Genomic DNA, 15,809 nt, shown 5'->3' with positions numbered 1-15,809 from the left:
GCTTATAATTAAGAGAAGCCCCATCCTGCTACGCAGGGTGGGTTTTTTTCGTTCTAGCGTTGTAGTTTAAACAGAATTTCTTGTTCTTCCATTTGCTTGCGCCATTACTTTCTAAAGAGCCGTTCCTCGACGCATCAGCGGCTCTCTAAAGATACGGTAAAACAAGAACCTCTCACACTGATTGCGCAGGGTCAGACCCCTTAAAAAGTCGCACGGCGTTCAACCAACCACATCTCTTGATGTTTAAGGGCTCTGACCCTAGTCGTAACCGTTGGACTCTCTGCTTCAGTAAAACGGCCGATTCTTGTTCTTCCATTTGCTTGCGCCATCACTTTCTAAAGAGCCAAGCTCGACGCGTCAGCGGCTCTCTAAAGATACGGTAAAACAAGAACCTCTCACACTGATTGCGCAGGGTCAGACCCCTTAAAAAGTAGCACAGCGTTCAACCAACCGCATCACTCGATGTTTAAGGGCTCTGACCCTAGTCGTATGCTTCAGTAAAACGGCCGATTCTTGTTCTTCCATTTGCTTGCGCCATCACTTTCTAAAGAGCCAAGCTCGACGCGTCAGCGGCTCTCTAAAGATACGGTAAAACAAGAACCTCTCACACTGATTGCGCATACCGTCCGCAGGGTCAGACCCCTTAAAAAGTCGCACAGCCTCCAACCAACCACATCTCTTGATGTTTAAGGGCTCTGACCCTAGTCGCAACCGTTGGACTCTCTGCTTCAGTAGAGCGGCCGTTTCTTGCTCTTCTGTTTAAAGGGATCTGACCCCTTTTAGCGAAGCGTTAAGGTAAGAAAGGTGTACTAACCAGTATCGCGGTGTTTGAATCGATGAGGAACTTTTATAACGTCAGAGGTGGCTCAATATTTTTACCTGTTAATAACTCAGATAGTTATCCACTTTGCAAATTAGAGGCTGCTTTAAAATGGTAGGGAGGTTGGGTTAAATCTGGTGTGCTTAGGATGGAAAAAATGGCCTTCTGCGTGAAGTGCCTCCATAAAGTTGGTTAGTCCAACTCTTGGAGGTCACTTCAATGAGGCCATTTTTATTTTTGACTAGGGTTGTGTTGGCTCTTCACTTTTCGGAACCACATTATAGTCGTCGTCTTTTGCATAGATGCGTTGCATGTAGATACCGGCAATAGCAAGGAAGACACCCGTTACTGCACTGATAAAGGCAAGAGAAGCGAACCAAATTAATGCGACTAAGCCAACCATGGATTTTGGTACTTCAATGGCTTGCTCTTTGTCGCTGATATAAGCGGCTAGACGATATATTTGATTGGAATTTACCAAACGGTTGATGTCATGTTTGATAAGACTCTGCTGTTGCTGAATATCATAGATATCGTTATCAATGGCTTTGACTTCTACTTGAATTTCATCGTATTGGGCCAGTTGTTTATCTTTTTCCTGTGCGGCTCTTGCTGTGGTCGAATTACGATTTTGACCAGCCAGCTGTAAGACTCTTGCGTAGTTATTTTGATAGGCTGAGCGTTTCTGTTCTATGTCCTGTGTTTGACTTAGAATTTGCTCTTCAAGATAGGCCATACGCTCTCGACCAAGGTCGATGCGTTTCTGGTAATCTCGACCTAACACTTGCAGCTGATCTTGCAGTTGTTGCTCACTCTGAGTTTGCTTAGCGAGTGCATCATCACCAATGGTGCGGTCTGACACGGTATAGAGTCGATCTTCTTTTTCCGCAATTAATCTACGATATTTGCTTTCTACTTGTGAACGAGTGAAGAAGTTGGCGTCGTCCATTTTTTGCTTCATTTCCGCTTTTAGCTGGTCTAGTTCTTTTTGCAGCTTGGCTTTGTCTTCTTCTGATCCACTTACATAGCTATTTAGAAGGCCTCTTAAGCGTTGCTGTAGAACTTCACGCTCTTTGTCCCAGGTGTTGTATATCTCTCTTTCTTTTTGGTTCAAGGCGGTTATTTCTGCTTGGTACTGTTGGGTTACTGAATCCTCTGAGCCCAACTTTGCGATCTGGCTATTAACGTGCTCTCGTTCTCGACTTAGAGTGCTGTAGTAAGCGTCATTCGCTTTGCGAATACTCGTTTGGTAATTCTCATCCACCTGTTGAGGGTGGATAATATTAATTTCTTCTTTGCGGCGATTTAACACATCGATTTTGTCTTGCAGTAATAGCGCTTCATTTTTTCTGTCGTCAATAATGATGTTGAGTCCAGAGAAGTTACGCTCAAAACCATTTAACATGGTTTCAAATGTTATGGTGGCCAGCATAATAAGGCCGACAAAAAATAGCAGGCGCCAAGAGCGATGTTTGGCATACATCATGGCTGTTGCTACTGGAATTTTAGCCGCTTCAACCACAGCAACCAGTACAAAGGGCAGCGCGGCGACTAAAATACTACTATAGTCCCCAAAATTGAGTGTGCGGTCTGTTTTATCGAGTTGGGTATAAACCGAAAAAGAGACGATGATAGAAATCAGGAAACCGATACTAACCGCTAGGATTTCGACAACCCAAGCAAATTTGACCAGCCTTACACCGATATTAAAAAGTTCTCTATTAGAAAGCTTGTTATGGGGTTCCATGTAAAATTATCCAGACAGACTAGGTTAAATGAAGATCACTAACTTCATTGTTTGAAAGTAATTCACCGCGTATTTTCGTACACTTTAATGACAGTTTTTCAATAATCTGTCAGCAACTTGCATATTATTAGCACAGAGCATACCAATGATCCCAGACATTTTCATCAAGAGACAGCTGAATGCGAGCCAAGTTAACTATTTAGGAAAGGTTCAGTCTTTGTGGAGCGGCTATGGAGAGATAGCAAAATACCAGGTTAAGGCTGCGGAAATGTCTAAAACAGTCATACTGAAACAAATCCGCCTTCCTGAAAAAGTAACCCATTTGCGAGGCTGGCATTCTGATTTTGCGCATCAAAGGAAGGTTCAGTCTTATCATGTGGAAGCGGCGTGGTATCAACACTGGGCGGCTCGTTGTTCTGACAAATGCCGTGTTGCTGACTGCTATGGTGTGTATTTTAATGAAGACACGGGCGACCAATACTTATTATTGGAAGATCTAGACAGCTTAGGTTTGGCGAAACGACACACGCGCTTATCGGTAGAGGACTGCTTGGTTTGTCTCAATTGGCTCGCGCATTTTCATGGAGAATTCTTGCATCCTAGGGAGCAGATAAGCGCTGAGCGATCCGTTTGGCCACAGAGGTTATGGCCGACCGGAACCTATTGGCATCTAGCTACACGGCAAGATGAGTGGCAAGCGATGGAAGAAGGTCCATTGAAAGAAAAGGCTCACCAAGTAAGTGAATGTTTACTACAAGCTCATTACCAGACCTTGGTTCATGGCGATGCTAAGGTGGCGAACTTTTGTTTCTCTGAGGATGGGCTGCAGGTTGCCGCCGTGGACTTTCAATATGTCGGTGCTGGTATTGGTGTGCAGGACGTCGCTTACTTTCTCGGCAGTGTGTTATCTGAAGAAGACTTAACCGCCTCGTTAACGTATTTATTAGAACATTACTTTGCCGAGTTAGGTCAGGCCATCGTAGCCAGAGGCGAATCGCAAGATTTGGCAACGGCGGTGATTGATGAATGGCAGTCATTATTCCCCATAGCCTGGGCGGACTTCCATCGCTTTATTGTAGGATGGAGCCCCGATCATGTTAAAAACACAGCTTTTAGCCGACGTCTTACGGCGCAAGCGTTAGCGCAATTGGACTAAATGAAGTTTGCTTACTGACCCAGTGCTCGTTTGGTTTTTGCGGTAGCTTGCGCACTTATAGGGTCATCAGGCCAAGGGTGTTTTGGGTATCTCCCGCGCATTTCTTTTTTCACTTCTGGGTAGGCTTCACGCCAAAAGAAAGGCAAATCTAGGGTAACAGCTAGGGGCCGTTGCGCCGGCGATAACAGTTCCAGCTTTAGGCTTTGGCCCAATACTTTTGGTGAGTTTGTCATGCCAAACACTTCTTGTAGCTTCACACTTAAGGTGGGAGTTTGGTTGGTATAATCAATCAAATGCTGATGACCAGAAGCAACCGATAGTCTCTCGGGGACAGCATCGGCTAAGCGTTTTTGTAATGCCCAGGGTAAGCTATCGAGCATTATTTGTTTGAGATTAAGTTTGTTCAGCGCCGATTGCATCGTGATATTGGCCAGATAGGGACCGAGCCACTCATTAAGGTTGGCGAGTAGTCCTTCGTGACTAACATCAGGCCAATCATGCTGGCTATCATGCTGAGCGGCAAATTGTATCCGAGCCTTAAGTTGCAGGCTGTCTTTATCCCAGGGCAATGCTTCCAGGCCGACTTTGCGTATCTGTATGAGCATAGCATTTCGAATTTGTTCAGGGTCGAGCTGCTTGTTCTTTTTACGCTGTATGCACAGCTTGCCGATCCAAGTTTGCTGCTCACTGATCAAGCGGCCTTCTTGTTTAGACCATTCTAAATGATCTCGGGTGATAAAAAGGTGCGTTAATATGTTTTTAGCAAGGCTAATGTCGAGTGGCTGAGATAGGAAAATACGGTCCGCATCTTGTCCTTGATGCCCCCCTATATCCAATGCCACAAGCCAGTCCGACTGCGCGTTGGTATCGTGTTTTTCTAAGGTTGCTATACGCCCATTTGCTAATTTAAAACGTACCTTGTCTGCCTGTTGGTCGAGGCGTTTCCCGATGCGGTCCGCAAATGCGCCCGCCAGCAAGAGCCCCAATACAGAGGCATCTTCCGCGCGGATGGATGAAGTCTCAAGGGGTAATTTTTGACTGCGTATTAGCCATTGTTTCACTGAGTGCTGGTAAACCGCTCTAGGGCGACGACTCGACATGGCTAGCTGCTGATTAAGCCAATCAATACGGCTCTCGAAATCGCTGGATTGCTGAGCAAAAGGGTCCCCTTCGGATAACAGAGCGCAAGCTTGGCAAGCCAATTCACTGTGTTGCCAACGTTTTCCTAAAATAAGTAACTGAGCCAACCGTGGATCTAAACCGAGTTGTGCCATGTTTTGACCATGATCGGTCAACTCAAAGGTGTGAGCGTCTAGGGCATCTAAGGAGCGCAGTAAGTCCACCGATTGCTGCCAATGACTTTCTGGCGGCGGTGTCACCCAGTCCAATTCTAAACGATCTTGAGCCCCCCATTTTGCCACTTCTAACGTCAGAGGACTCAGGTCGACACACTCTATTTGTGGCTGAGCTTGTGGTGCCAAACGAGATTGCTGTTCTTCACTCCACCAACGTAAACAGACGCCGGCTTCTGTTCGTCCTGCCCGCCCCATTCTTTGTGTGGTTTCGGCTTGTGTTGCACGGCGTGTATGCAAGCGAGTGGTGGCGGTGTTGGCGTCAAACTGAGCTTCTCGGCTCAAACCGCTGTCGATCACAATTCGAATACCATCTATGGTTAAACTCGTTTGGGCGATGGCGGTGGCTAAGACGATTTTACGTTCCGGGGCGATGGCTGGCTGGATGACGGCTTCTTGTTCTTTTAGGCTTAATTCGCCGTAGAGGGGGCGAATCTTAGCCTCGGGGTCATTGCCTAAACGTTGTTGTAATTGTGTCGCAGCTTGGCGGATTTCTTTCTGGCCTGGCAGAAAGACCAACAAACTGCCGGAGTATTCTCGATACGCTTGGTAGGTAAGGCGAACGACTTCGTCCACTACCTCGGCGGTTTTTAAGGATTTATTCGCATAGTGTGTCTCGATTGGAAAACCACGACCGTGGCTGGTCAGAGTCGGGCAGCCTAAGCGCGACTCTAATAATGCGGTGTCTAGCGTGGCGGACATGACGAGCAGTTTTAGAGGGTCCTCGTCACGGTAGAGTTCACGGGCTTGCAGACACAGTGCAAAAGCCAAATCAGAGTGTAGGTTTCGCTCATGAAATTCATCAAAAATAACCAGAGCGATATTGTCTAAGCTAGGGTCGTCTTGCAGCATGCGCGTCAGTACGCCTTCGGTGACGACCAACACTTGTGTCTCGTTGCTTTCTTTTCCTTCGTGCCGAATACGATAGCCGATGCGTTTGCCTAAGGGTTCTTGTAACGAATCCGCGAGTCGTTTCGCCGCGGTTTTAGCGGCCAAACGTCGTGGCTCTAGCATCAGGATCTTTCGTCCTTGACGCCATGCTTCGTTCATTAATTCCAGTGGCACCACAGTGGTTTTACCCGCGCCGGGTGCGGCTTCAAGAATGGCCTCGTGAGCGTCATTCAGCTGGGCTTTTAAGGCAGGAATTAAATCGTAAATCGGCAGTGAAGGGGACATAACATGGCTCGTAAAATGACTCTTCACATAATACTTGTTTTTGGCTTGTTATCGAACCTTCACTTTGGGCTCCGCGATTGTAATGTCGGACTGGCAGCGTGCAATACAGGGTAAAAAGTACCCTTGAGCTAATTCTTTTTGGTTTAAGCCTCTTGGCTGCTGTTGCCCGTAATCAATCTCGCCAGCCAGTAACGGCGTCAAGCAAACGCCACACACACCATTAAGGCAGGCGTGTTTAATGGGGATTTCATGCTTGATGAGCACCTGTAGAACCGTTTCATCTTGGGAGATTGATAGGCTCCGCTCTGCGGCGGCAAAGGCTAAGTCTATGTGTCTACTTTTCATCTTGGAATCATTGTGCTGTTAATACGTGATTAACTTTAGCATGATATAAAGCAAACAGCGGATACTCTAATTTGACTAACCCTTAGAGTAAAAATGGGAAGTAAGCGGTGTTATGAACGAAAAAAATAAAAAAACATTACTCGTTGTAGATGATGATCAAGACATTAGGTTGTTGCTTTGTGATGCGCTTTCACAAAAAGGCTATTGTGTTTTGGAAGCAGAAACAGGGGAGCAAATGTGGTCCCATTTGCAGCAAACCCAGGTTGATTTACTGTTAATGGATTTGTACTTACGCGAAGAGGATGGTTTGCATCTTGCTAGAGAAGTGAGGGAACATTTTTCTTTTCCAATCATGATGTTAACAGGAAAAGGAGATGAAACAGATCGTATTTTGGGCTTAGAGCTGGCGGCCGATGATTATATGATGAAGCCGTTTAATTTACGTGAATTAGCGGCACGTATTTATGCCCTGTTACGCCGTTCTGCTCAGCAAGTGCCCAGTGTTGAAAACATAGCTGAAGCACATGAATGCTTGTATTTTGGTCATTGGACTTTGGACCTTGTCGCCCGCCAATTGATTCACCAAAAAGGAGAGCAAGTCGTGCTAACGCTGGGAGAGTTTTCTTTGCTAGAAGCCTTGATTCATCATCCTGATCGAGTATTTACGCGTGAGCAGCTTATTGATCAAAGTCGCGGCATTGAGTCTGATGTCTTTGATCGCACCGTTGATGTATTAATTTTACGCCTGCGCAGGAAGATTGAGAGTAACCCTAAAACGCCTGAATTTATTAAAACCCAACGAGGCCTTGGATACTTCTTCCAAGGGCCTGTTAGGAAACGTTAAATGCGCTTTATTAGCATTCGACAAAAAGCCTCCATCATTATTTTAGTGATCAGTGTGGTTGCGTTTTTTATGGTCGCCATTGGTTGGCAATCGATGCGAGTCAGTGAAGCGACTCTGTCGGATTTTGAAGCAAAAACATTGCCTGAAATTAGCACGTCATTAACGCTTGCCGAAGGCGTTGCACAGCTTGCTGCAACGGCACCTTATACCGCCGGCTCAGGTCGCCCCTTTCAATTGCAAACAGAATCTAAGCGTATTCATCTGCGTATTTTAGCGTTACGTGGTGTGGCGAATAGTTTACTGGACAGCAGTTTCAGACAAAGCATAGATATACGGCTTGATGACTTACAAAAGACGCTAGAAGAATTAGTCTCTTTGGTACGAGAAGAGCTTTATATTCGCGAGGACAGTTACGCCCAGCAGTTTCGTATCCGGCATATCGCACCGCAAGAAGGGAAAAGTTACTCTGTTTATCCTCGGCAAGGACTGGATTGGCTCTTGCAGCTTTTGGAGTCGCCAGACAATGTGCCCGATAGTATTTTTAATAAATTGGCGTTGCAAAGTCATCATGGAGAAGCGGCCGATATTGCGCAATATCTTCTGGCTGCTCACCATCGTTTGGCGCAGATCCAAGAGAGAAAGAGATATTTACTGATTTCCATTCGAGCCAAATCTGAAGCGCTGAGTGCGCAAGTAAGTCAGTTTGTTGGCCGTTTGCAGAAAAAGGTAACCCGGCAAAGAGAATCCGTGTCGGCGTTCGTATCTAATGGTCAGCATTGGATTATTGGCATCTCTATTTTCCTTTTACTTGGTCTTACTCGACTGTATTGGCAAAGCCAGAAAATGACGCGGGATTTGCAAGCCGTAACACGAGATATGGAGCAGCTTTCGTTAGGTCGTACAGACGCACATCGTTTGCCGATTAAGCGTAATGACGAGATTGGTACGTTAGCTGAGGCGTTTGAAGTGTTTCGGTGTGATGCTATTCGGAGGCTGGAAGTCACCGCAGAGTTGTCAGAGCAGAAACATTTATTGGAAACTATTTTTGACAACATGAACGATGGGTTGAGCGTGTTTTCTGCGGACGGAACCTTATTAGCATGGAACCCAGGTTACGAGCAGCTTTTCTCGCTTGAGCCTAATGAACTGAGTAGAGGGATGCCAATTAATGAAGTTCAGCGGCGGATTAATAAGGGAGAGCATACGACGCTCAATATAGAAAGTAAGCAGATTCAAATGGATGAGGTGAACGTCGCACGTCATGTCCGCAGTCAGAGTTTTGAGCGGCATTTTGAATCTGGAAAGATAATAGAGTTCCGTTCTAAACCTATGCCAGAAGGCGGTTTTGTCACCTTGTATACAGACTTAACAGAGCGGAAAAGTGTGGAAAGTCAGCTAAGGCAAGCGCAGAAAATGGAGATGCTAGGGCAGCTTACCGGCGGTGTGGCCCATGACTTTAACAACCTATTGGCGGCAATCATGGGGAATTTGCAAATGTTAGCAGATTCCCAGCCGCAAACAGCGGACCAAACACGCTACATTGAGAGAGCATTAGCCGTTTCTGAAAAAAGCAGTAATCTAGTGCAACGCTTGCTGGCTTTCAGCCGCCGACAACAATTATTCCCTGTTTCTACGCACATTGATGACCTAATCGAAGGCATGCTGGACTTAGTTGAATACAGCGTGGGCGCTCATATAAATGTGAGTTGCGATTTACAGTGCGCCGATGAGGTGAGCTTAATTGACCCGTCACAATTAGAAAATGCACTGCTTAATTTGGCGCTAAACAGTGCCGCAGCCATGCCAGATGGTGGGCAACTCTCTTTTTCAACAAAGCGCTGCACTCTACCGGACAGCGAGGTTGCCGCTGTACGAATTAAAATAGAAGACTCAGGGGAAGGAATTTCTGACGCCGTATTAAGTCGTATCTTTGAACCATTTTTCACCACCAAACCCGTGGGCAAAGGCAGTGGTTTAGGGTTAAGTATGATTTATGGTTTTGTGAAGCAAAGCGGCGGTGAAATAAAGGTGACGTCTGAATACGGGAAGTGGACTCGCGTGTGCCTCTTTTTGCCTGCTCAACGACAAGAAACACAGACTGTCGCCGCCACAAAAAAAGTGCCAATCGCCAAGATTAGTTTACCAAAAGAGAGCTTACTTTGGTTGTTAGAAGATGACCTAGCAGTACAAGACACTTTGCGCGAGCAGTGCCAAAAAATGGGTTTATTAGTGCAGTGTTTTGAGCGGGCAGAAGACGTTCTAGCGGCTTTGGAAATGTCGTTTACTCCTGATGTTATCTTGTCAGATGTGAACCTTGCAGGGCAAATGAACGGGGTTGAATTAGCGCATCATATTAAACACGAGAGAAAGGGAGAGCAGGTAGGAAGTGTACCTGTGGTCCTGATGTCTGGTTTGCCTTATGAAGAAGTAATGCAAAAATACAGTCTCGATGAGACGGATATATTTCTTTCAAAACCCTTTACCATCAACGATTTAGGAGGAGTATTAAAAGTAGAAAGTTGAATTGTTACAAATATTACAAATAAAGTTCGGTGTATGAAATTTTCCATTAGTTTTTATTTTGCATAGTAAGCAACGAAGCAGAGATCTGGCAGTCCTGGTTCACTGGCTTTTGCAGCCAATAATAAAAACAATATTGGAGTTTAACATGACATTCATGCCTCGCTTTTCTTATAAGAAATTAGCGTGCCTTGTGGCCGCTGGTACTCTTTCCTCTGTCGTTATGGCAGACACGCCTATTATAGGTCTCATCACTAAAACCAATACCAACCCGTTTTTCGTCAAAATGAAAGAAGGTGCTCAAGAGAAAGCAACGGAACTGGGTGTGGATCTTAGAACATTTGCTGGCCGCTATGATGGCGACAATGAGAGCCAAGTAAAAGCGGTAGAAAACCTGATCGCATCTGGCGCAAAAGGCATTTTAATCACGCCAAGCGACCCTGCTGCGATCGTTCCTACTATTGAAAAAGCGCGACAAGCAGGCCTCTTGGTGATCGCTTTAGATACTCAGCTTGATCCTGTTAATGCCGCAGACATGACGTTTGCAACCGACAATTTTAAAGCGGGCGAAATGATTGGTGCTTGGGCGAAAGCCAAATTGGGTGATAAAGCCAAAGAAGCGAAGATTGGCTTGTTAGACCTTAGTACCAGCCAGGTGACGGTTGATGTTGCTCGCGACCAGGGGTTTTTAAAAGGTTTTGGTATCGATATCAAAGACCCTACACGCATTGGTGATGAAACAGATCCGCGTATTGTTGGTCATGATGTAACACAAGGCTCGGATGAAGGCGGCCGCAGAGCCATGGAAAACCTACTGCAAAAAGACCCAGAGATTAATCTGGTATACACCATCAATGAACCTGCTGCCGCAGGGGCGTATGAAGCACTGAAATCCTTCGGGTTAGAGAAACAAGTGATGATTGTTTCAGTCGACGGCGGCTGCCCCGGTGTCAAGAACATCAAAGCGGGTGCGCTAGATGCAACCTCCATGCAATTCCCTCTTAAAATGGCGTCTGAAGGTATAGAAGCGATCGTACAGTTCGCGAAAACAGGCACTCGCCCTGTCGCGACCGATGGTTTGGATTTCTTCGATACAGGTGTCCAACTCATTACCGATGAGCCAGTCAGCGGGATCAAATCTGTTACCTCCAAAACAGGCCTAGCGATGTGCTGGGGTTAAGCATTGTCTGATAGATAGGCGCGAAACCCGTCTAGTTTTACCGTTAGCCATTATGGCTAGCGGTGCTTTTTTCTGATTGGAGTAATGTATGAGCACGACTGATCCTAAAGTATCTACTGCGGTACTTGACCATGATAAGGTGGCCGATCAAGCACAAACCTACGTGGCTAAGTTTGAGCGTAATGAAACCTTCGCCCACCGCTTCCAACGTTTTTTACATAAATACCCCGTAGCCGCCCCGAGCATTGTTCTGGTGCTGGCAATCATTGCGTTTAGCTTGATTGTAGGAAACCGCTTTTTACATCCCTTTAATTTGTCTTTAGTGTTGCAGCAAGTGACCATTATTGGGGTGATTGGTATTGCTCAAACCTTGATTATTTTAACCGCAGGCATTGATTTGTCTGTGGGGGCCATAATGGTGCTCTCTTCTGTGGTGATGGGGCGTATGGCGGTTGATTATGGGTTGGACCCTTGGTTGGCGCTGTTGGCGGGTATCGCTGTTGGTGCGTTAACTGGGTTGATCAATGGGCTGCTGATTGCGCGCATGAAATTACCCCCTTTTATTGCTACCTTGGGCTCGTGGAATGTCTTTTTTGCCCTGAATTTGTGGTATTCAAAAAGCGAAACCATTCGCTCACAAGACATTAATGCCACCGCGCCTTTGTTACAGTGGTTGGGTGAAACTATTAATGTTTTCGGCGCACGTTTAACGTACGGCTCCTTACTAATGCTGCTGCTATTTTGCGTCATTTGGTATGCCTTAAATTGGACCGCTTGGGGACGTCATGTTTATGCAACGGGCGATGATCCGGCCGCGGCAAAGCTCGCGGGGATTCGAACGGATAGAGTGTTACTTTCTGTGTATGTATTGGCTGGTGTGGTGTGTGCTATAGGGGCTTGGGTCTTGATTGGGCGCATTGGCTCAGTCAGTCCGCAAGCGGGTTATACCGCCAACTTAGACAGTATTACCGCGGTGGTGATTGGAGGCTGTAGCTTATTTGGTGGTCGGGGCTCTATTTTTGGAACCTTGGTTGGCGCCTTAGTGGTCGGTGTATTCAGGAATGGTTTGGCGCTGGCTGGTGTGGATGTACTTTGGCAAGAATTCACCGTTGGTATTCTTATTATCGTCGCGGTAGGCGTTGATCAGTGGATCAGAAAGGGGACAGCATAATGACAATCACTAAACAGATGCCGGTTCTTCAAACCAAAGGTCTGGTAAAGCGCTACGGTAGTGTTACGGCGATTGACCATACGGATTTTGAGCTCTATCCGGGTGAGATTTTGGCAATTATTGGCGATAACGGTGCCGGGAAATCTTCCTTGATTAAAGCCTTATCCGGTGCGTTATCGCCTGATGAAGGCGAGATATTGCTAGATGGTAACCCTGTGCATTTTTCGTCACCGATGGAAGCTCGTTCGTTAGGCATAGAAACGGTTTATCAGAATCTTGCCGTCTCTCCAGCATTGAACATTGCCGATAATTTATTCTTGGGGCGTGAGATTCGTAAACCGGGTATTTTAGGGTCTGTTTTTCGGATGCTAGATAAAAAAACCATGGAAGAGCGTGCTCAAGCCAAGATGGAAGAGTTAGGGCTGATGACGATTCAAAATATTAGCCAAGCCGTGGAATCCCTATCTGGCGGTCAACGCCAGGGCGTCGCGGTGGCTCGCTCTGCTTTATTTGGCAGTAAAGTGGTGATTATGGATGAACCGACAGCGGCACTGGGAGTAAAAGAGTCGCGCCGAGTGCTGAACTTGATCAAAGAGGTGCGGTCTCGTGGTTTACCGATTATCCTAATCAGTCATAACATGCCGCACGTATTTGAGGTGGCTGACCGCATTCATATACACAGGCTTGGTAAACGAGCGGCAGTGATTACACCTCTTTCCCATTCGATGTCGGATGCAGTGGCTATTATGACAGGGGCAATGGAAGTAGAGAGTGACACTCAAGCCGTGTCATGAAGAACAACCTTAAGCGCGTCCAACAATGGGGGCGCTTAACGACAATAGAAAAGGTGATACATGCAAAAGCCAGTGATAAACATGTGCTCTGTATCTATGCGAAAAATGATGACGACCCTATGTTTGCCTATTGTTTTTGCAAGTATTCTCCTCCTTAGTCTGCTGGCGCATGCTACGCCGTCGATTGCTCCTGCTACGACACAATTAAGGTCGATTGGCATTAGCGTTTCAGATCTTGGTAATCCGTATTTTGTTAAATTGATTGATGCGACTACGGCCGCCGCAGAGCGACTGACCCATCACTCTGTCAAAATGTACATACATTCCGATGCTTATGACATAAACCGTCAAATTCAACAGGTTAATAGCTTCATCGACAAAGGGGTTGATCTGATTATTTTGACGGCAGCAGATGAGCATAAAATAGCACCGGTGGTCGCTAAAGCACAAAGAGCGGGTATAAAAGTGGTGGCTGTCGACATGAACGCCCAAGGGGCGGATGCGACCATCACCACAGACAATGTTCAGGCTGGCATGTTGGCTTGTGAGCGACTTGCGAAGAAAATTCATTATCGCGGTAATTTTGCCATTATAAATGGCGTGTCTGTGTCTTCTGTTTTAGAACGTGTGGCTGGGTGTAAGTCTGTGTTGAAAAAATACCCTAAGATTACGCTATTAAGTGATCGTTTAAATGGCACAGGGAGTGCAGAAGGGGGAATGGAAGCAATGACGTACTTAATGGAAAAATACCCACACCTCGATGCCGTCTTCTCAATTAATGATCCAACGGCTCTTGGGGCGTTGCAGGCTTCTAAGCAAGCAAACCGGACTGAGTTTTTCTTAGCCTCAGTGGATGGCGCCCAATTTGCGATTGATGCTATCCAGCAGGATAATATTTGGATTGCAACGGCGATTCAGCGTCCTATTATTATGGCCAACAAAGCCGTAGAAATTGGTATTAAACTGCTGCAAGGGCAGCCTATTCCCCAGCGCTTTATTCTCATTCCATCGATGTTAGTAGAAAAACCTTAATCTCATTTTGTCTTTTGATTCTCATTCCATCGATGTTAGTAGAAAAACCTTAATCTCATTTTGTCTTTTGATTCTTACTCCGTACGCTGGTGTTTTTTGATAACAAAGGTAAGCTAGAAGCCTCCTACATTTTGAGTTGGCATATGGACACGTCAGAAGTATTTCTCCAAATCCTGAATACTGTTTTTCCACTGGTAAGTATTGTGTTTGTCGGTTTTGTATACGCTCGTGTTCGTCCAACTGATATGACGGTAGCGAATCGATTAAATATGAGCGTTTTTATTCCGGCTTTGATTTTCTCGGTAATGGCGGCAAAAGAGTTTCATATTGCTCAATATCAAGGGCTTATTATTGCGGCTGCATGCGTGGTGTTAGGTTCTGGACTATTAGTATGGCCGTTATGCCGATGGTTAGGGGTGTCGGCTAAAACATTGGTACCGCCTATGATGTTTAATAACAGCGGTAATCTTGGCATTCCACTTTTGGTGTTGGCGTTTGGTGAAAAAGCCTTGCCCATTGCCGTGGTCTTGTTTCTCACTGAGAACTTACTGCATTTTACCGTTGGCATGTATTTATTAGACCCAAAAACTAAGATTATGAATATCTTAAAAATGCCGATGATCATCGCGACAATTTTGGGACTAATATGGAGCTTGCAAGGCTGGACATTGGCCCCCGCCGTTGGCGTCTCTGTTGATATGTTGGGTCAAATCTCCATTCCTTTGATGTTATTTGCGCTAGGGGTGCGGATGACGGAGGTGGATCTAAGTCATTGGAAATTAGGTGTTATTAGTGGCTTTTTATGTCCTTTGAGTGGGGTTATTATGGCCTTTATCTGGCAGCTAACAGTAGGGCTCTCGGCTGAGGATTTTGCTTACTTACTGGTCTTCGCTTGTTTGCCGCCAGCGGTATTGAACTACATGGTGGCAGAAATCTACCAGCAGGAACCTCATAAAGTGGCTTCGATGGTGTTGATTGGTAATTTAATGAGTTTAGCGATTGTGCCCTGTGTTTTATTTTACGCCTTATAAAAAAACAAGGTGCTGTTGAAATGATAAGAGATATTAAGAGAAGACAATGATTTTACAAATTGGGTTAGTCATATTACTGGTCATCGGCTTTATCATTATTAGCCGCATTATAAGCAATAGCATTGTGTTATTTGGCAGAAAGAAAGCCGTTGCAGATGTGCGAGTGAGCTATGTGATTAAAATGCTTCAGCTAGGCTTGATTGCCATTGGTGTACTGCTGACGTGTTTGATTATGGGCGTAGGTTACGGGCAGCTGGAAGTGTTCTTTTCTTCTGTGTTTGCGGTTGTGGGCATCGCTTTATTTGCCCAATGGTCGATCCTAAGTAACATCACTGCGAGTTTGATTATCTTCTTTGGTTTTCCCTATCACGTTGGCGATTGGGTGAAGGTTGTGGATAAAGACGACGAAATTTTAGGCCAAATAATCGATATATCTAGCTTCCATGTGATTATTAAAAGGTTGTCAGGAGATGTCGTTACTTACCCAAATAGTTTGATTTTGCAAAAGCCGGTAATTCGCTTTATTGATGAAAAAGCCGCTCGTGGCATGAGTAAGTTAATGGACAAACTAGAAGAGAAACAAGACGTCTAAAATCGAACAAAAAACAATCAATATTTTCAGCTGCATAGGATTTTGTGTC

At 45.7% G+C, this 15,809-nt stretch carries 12 protein-coding genes; 9 read left to right on the top strand and 3 right to left on the bottom strand.

Annotated elements, in window-relative coordinates; translation table 11 throughout:
* Positions 1-1,061 precede the first annotated feature (1,061 nt).
* Positions 1,062-2,567, bottom strand: a complete 1,506-nt coding sequence (locus tag E0D71_RS17300) for a hypothetical protein (protein ID WP_133004556.1) — start codon at positions 2,565-2,567, stop codon at positions 1,062-1,064.
* A 268-nt stretch (positions 2,568-2,835) separates the two neighbouring features.
* On the opposite strand from E0D71_RS17300, the gene E0D71_RS17295 reads away from it, so the two are divergent.
* Complete coding sequence (locus tag E0D71_RS17295) at positions 2,836-3,723, top strand: ecdysteroid 22-kinase family protein (RefSeq protein WP_243712079.1); 888 nt, start codon at positions 2,836-2,838, stop codon at positions 3,721-3,723.
* An 11-nt stretch (positions 3,724-3,734) separates the two neighbouring features.
* Here the strand turns inward: E0D71_RS17295 and hrpB are convergent, their stop codons facing one another.
* Entirely contained in the window at positions 3,735-6,251 is a 2,517-nt protein-coding gene (gene hrpB, locus E0D71_RS17290) for an ATP-dependent helicase HrpB (protein WP_133004554.1), read from the bottom strand.
* A 48-nt stretch (positions 6,252-6,299) separates the two neighbouring features.
* Complete coding sequence (locus E0D71_RS17285) at positions 6,300-6,596, bottom strand: 2Fe-2S iron-sulfur cluster-binding protein (RefSeq protein ID WP_133004553.1); 297 nt, start codon at positions 6,594-6,596, stop codon at positions 6,300-6,302.
* A gap of 112 nt (positions 6,597-6,708) precedes the next feature.
* Here E0D71_RS17285 and E0D71_RS17280 point away from each other — a divergent pair, with 112 nt between their 5' ends.
* The 8 genes from E0D71_RS17280 (at position 6,709) to E0D71_RS17245 (ending at position 15,760) form a co-directional block, all read left to right on the top strand.
* The gene (locus E0D71_RS17280; RefSeq protein WP_133004552.1) at positions 6,709-7,440 is read left to right on the top strand and encodes a response regulator; all 732 of its coding nucleotides are present in this window, start codon (positions 6,709-6,711) and stop codon (positions 7,438-7,440) included.
* Positions 7,441-9,963, top strand: a complete 2,523-nt coding sequence (locus E0D71_RS17275; protein WP_133004551.1) for a PAS-domain containing protein — start codon at positions 7,441-7,443, stop codon at positions 9,961-9,963. It begins immediately after the preceding gene.
* 145 nt (positions 9,964-10,108) lie between these two features.
* Positions 10,109-11,140 (top strand): sugar ABC transporter substrate-binding protein, encoded by a 1,032-nt coding sequence (locus E0D71_RS17270; RefSeq protein ID WP_133004550.1) that lies wholly within the window; start codon positions 10,109-10,111, stop codon positions 11,138-11,140.
* A gap of 88 nt (positions 11,141-11,228) precedes the next feature.
* On the top strand, positions 11,229-12,311 hold the full coding sequence (locus E0D71_RS17265; protein ID WP_133004549.1) for an ABC transporter permease: 1,083 nt from the start codon (positions 11,229-11,231) through the stop codon (positions 12,309-12,311).
* On the top strand, positions 12,311-13,105 hold the full coding sequence (locus E0D71_RS17260) for an ATP-binding cassette domain-containing protein (RefSeq protein ID WP_133004548.1): 795 nt from the start codon (positions 12,311-12,313) through the stop codon (positions 13,103-13,105). The genes E0D71_RS17265 and E0D71_RS17260 overlap by 1 nt, the downstream gene beginning before the upstream one ends.
* A gap of 108 nt (positions 13,106-13,213) precedes the next feature.
* Positions 13,214-14,137 (top strand): substrate-binding domain-containing protein, encoded by a 924-nt coding sequence (locus E0D71_RS17255; RefSeq protein ID WP_243712078.1) that lies wholly within the window; start codon positions 13,214-13,216, stop codon positions 14,135-14,137.
* 143 nt (positions 14,138-14,280) lie between these two features.
* The gene (locus E0D71_RS17250; protein ID WP_133004547.1) at positions 14,281-15,168 is read left to right on the top strand and encodes an AEC family transporter; all 888 of its coding nucleotides are present in this window, start codon (positions 14,281-14,283) and stop codon (positions 15,166-15,168) included.
* Between the two features lie 46 nt (positions 15,169-15,214).
* Complete coding sequence (locus E0D71_RS17245; protein WP_133004546.1) at positions 15,215-15,760, top strand: mechanosensitive ion channel domain-containing protein; 546 nt, start codon at positions 15,215-15,217, stop codon at positions 15,758-15,760.
* Positions 15,761-15,809 lie beyond the last annotated feature (49 nt).

It is taken from the genome of Marinomonas sp. KMM3893, assembly GCF_004352855.1.
Classification (GTDB): Bacteria; Pseudomonadota; Gammaproteobacteria; order Pseudomonadales; family Marinomonadaceae; genus Marinomonas; species Marinomonas arenicola.
Note: the sequence above shows the minus strand (reverse complement) of the source record. Positions and strands in the feature narration are given on the sequence as shown.

Excerpts from the sequence above, each read along its gene's own strand:
- E0D71_RS17300 (WP_133004556.1), bottom strand. The coding sequence starts at position 2,567 with ATGGAACCCCATAACAAGCTTTCTAATAGAGAACTTTTTAATATCGGT.
- E0D71_RS17295 (WP_243712079.1), top strand. The coding sequence starts at position 2,836 with ATGTCTAAAACAGTCATACTGAAACAAATCCGCCTTCCTGAAAAAGTA.
- hrpB (WP_133004554.1), bottom strand. The coding sequence starts at position 6,251 with ATGTCCCCTTCACTGCCGATTTACGATTTAATTCCTGCCTTAAAAGCC.
- E0D71_RS17285 (WP_133004553.1), bottom strand. The coding sequence starts at position 6,596 with ATGAAAAGTAGACACATAGACTTAGCCTTTGCCGCCGCAGAGCGGAGC.
- E0D71_RS17280 (WP_133004552.1), top strand. The coding sequence starts at position 6,709 with ATGAACGAAAAAAATAAAAAAACATTACTCGTTGTAGATGATGATCAA.
- E0D71_RS17275 (WP_133004551.1), top strand. The coding sequence starts at position 7,441 with ATGCGCTTTATTAGCATTCGACAAAAAGCCTCCATCATTATTTTAGTG.
- E0D71_RS17270 (WP_133004550.1), top strand. The coding sequence starts at position 10,109 with ATGACATTCATGCCTCGCTTTTCTTATAAGAAATTAGCGTGCCTTGTG.
- E0D71_RS17265 (WP_133004549.1), top strand. The coding sequence starts at position 11,229 with ATGAGCACGACTGATCCTAAAGTATCTACTGCGGTACTTGACCATGAT.
- E0D71_RS17260 (WP_133004548.1), top strand. The coding sequence starts at position 12,311 with ATGACAATCACTAAACAGATGCCGGTTCTTCAAACCAAAGGTCTGGTA.
- E0D71_RS17255 (WP_243712078.1), top strand. The coding sequence starts at position 13,214 with ATGACGACCCTATGTTTGCCTATTGTTTTTGCAAGTATTCTCCTCCTT.
- E0D71_RS17250 (WP_133004547.1), top strand. The coding sequence starts at position 14,281 with ATGGACACGTCAGAAGTATTTCTCCAAATCCTGAATACTGTTTTTCCA.
- E0D71_RS17245 (WP_133004546.1), top strand. The coding sequence starts at position 15,215 with ATGATTTTACAAATTGGGTTAGTCATATTACTGGTCATCGGCTTTATC.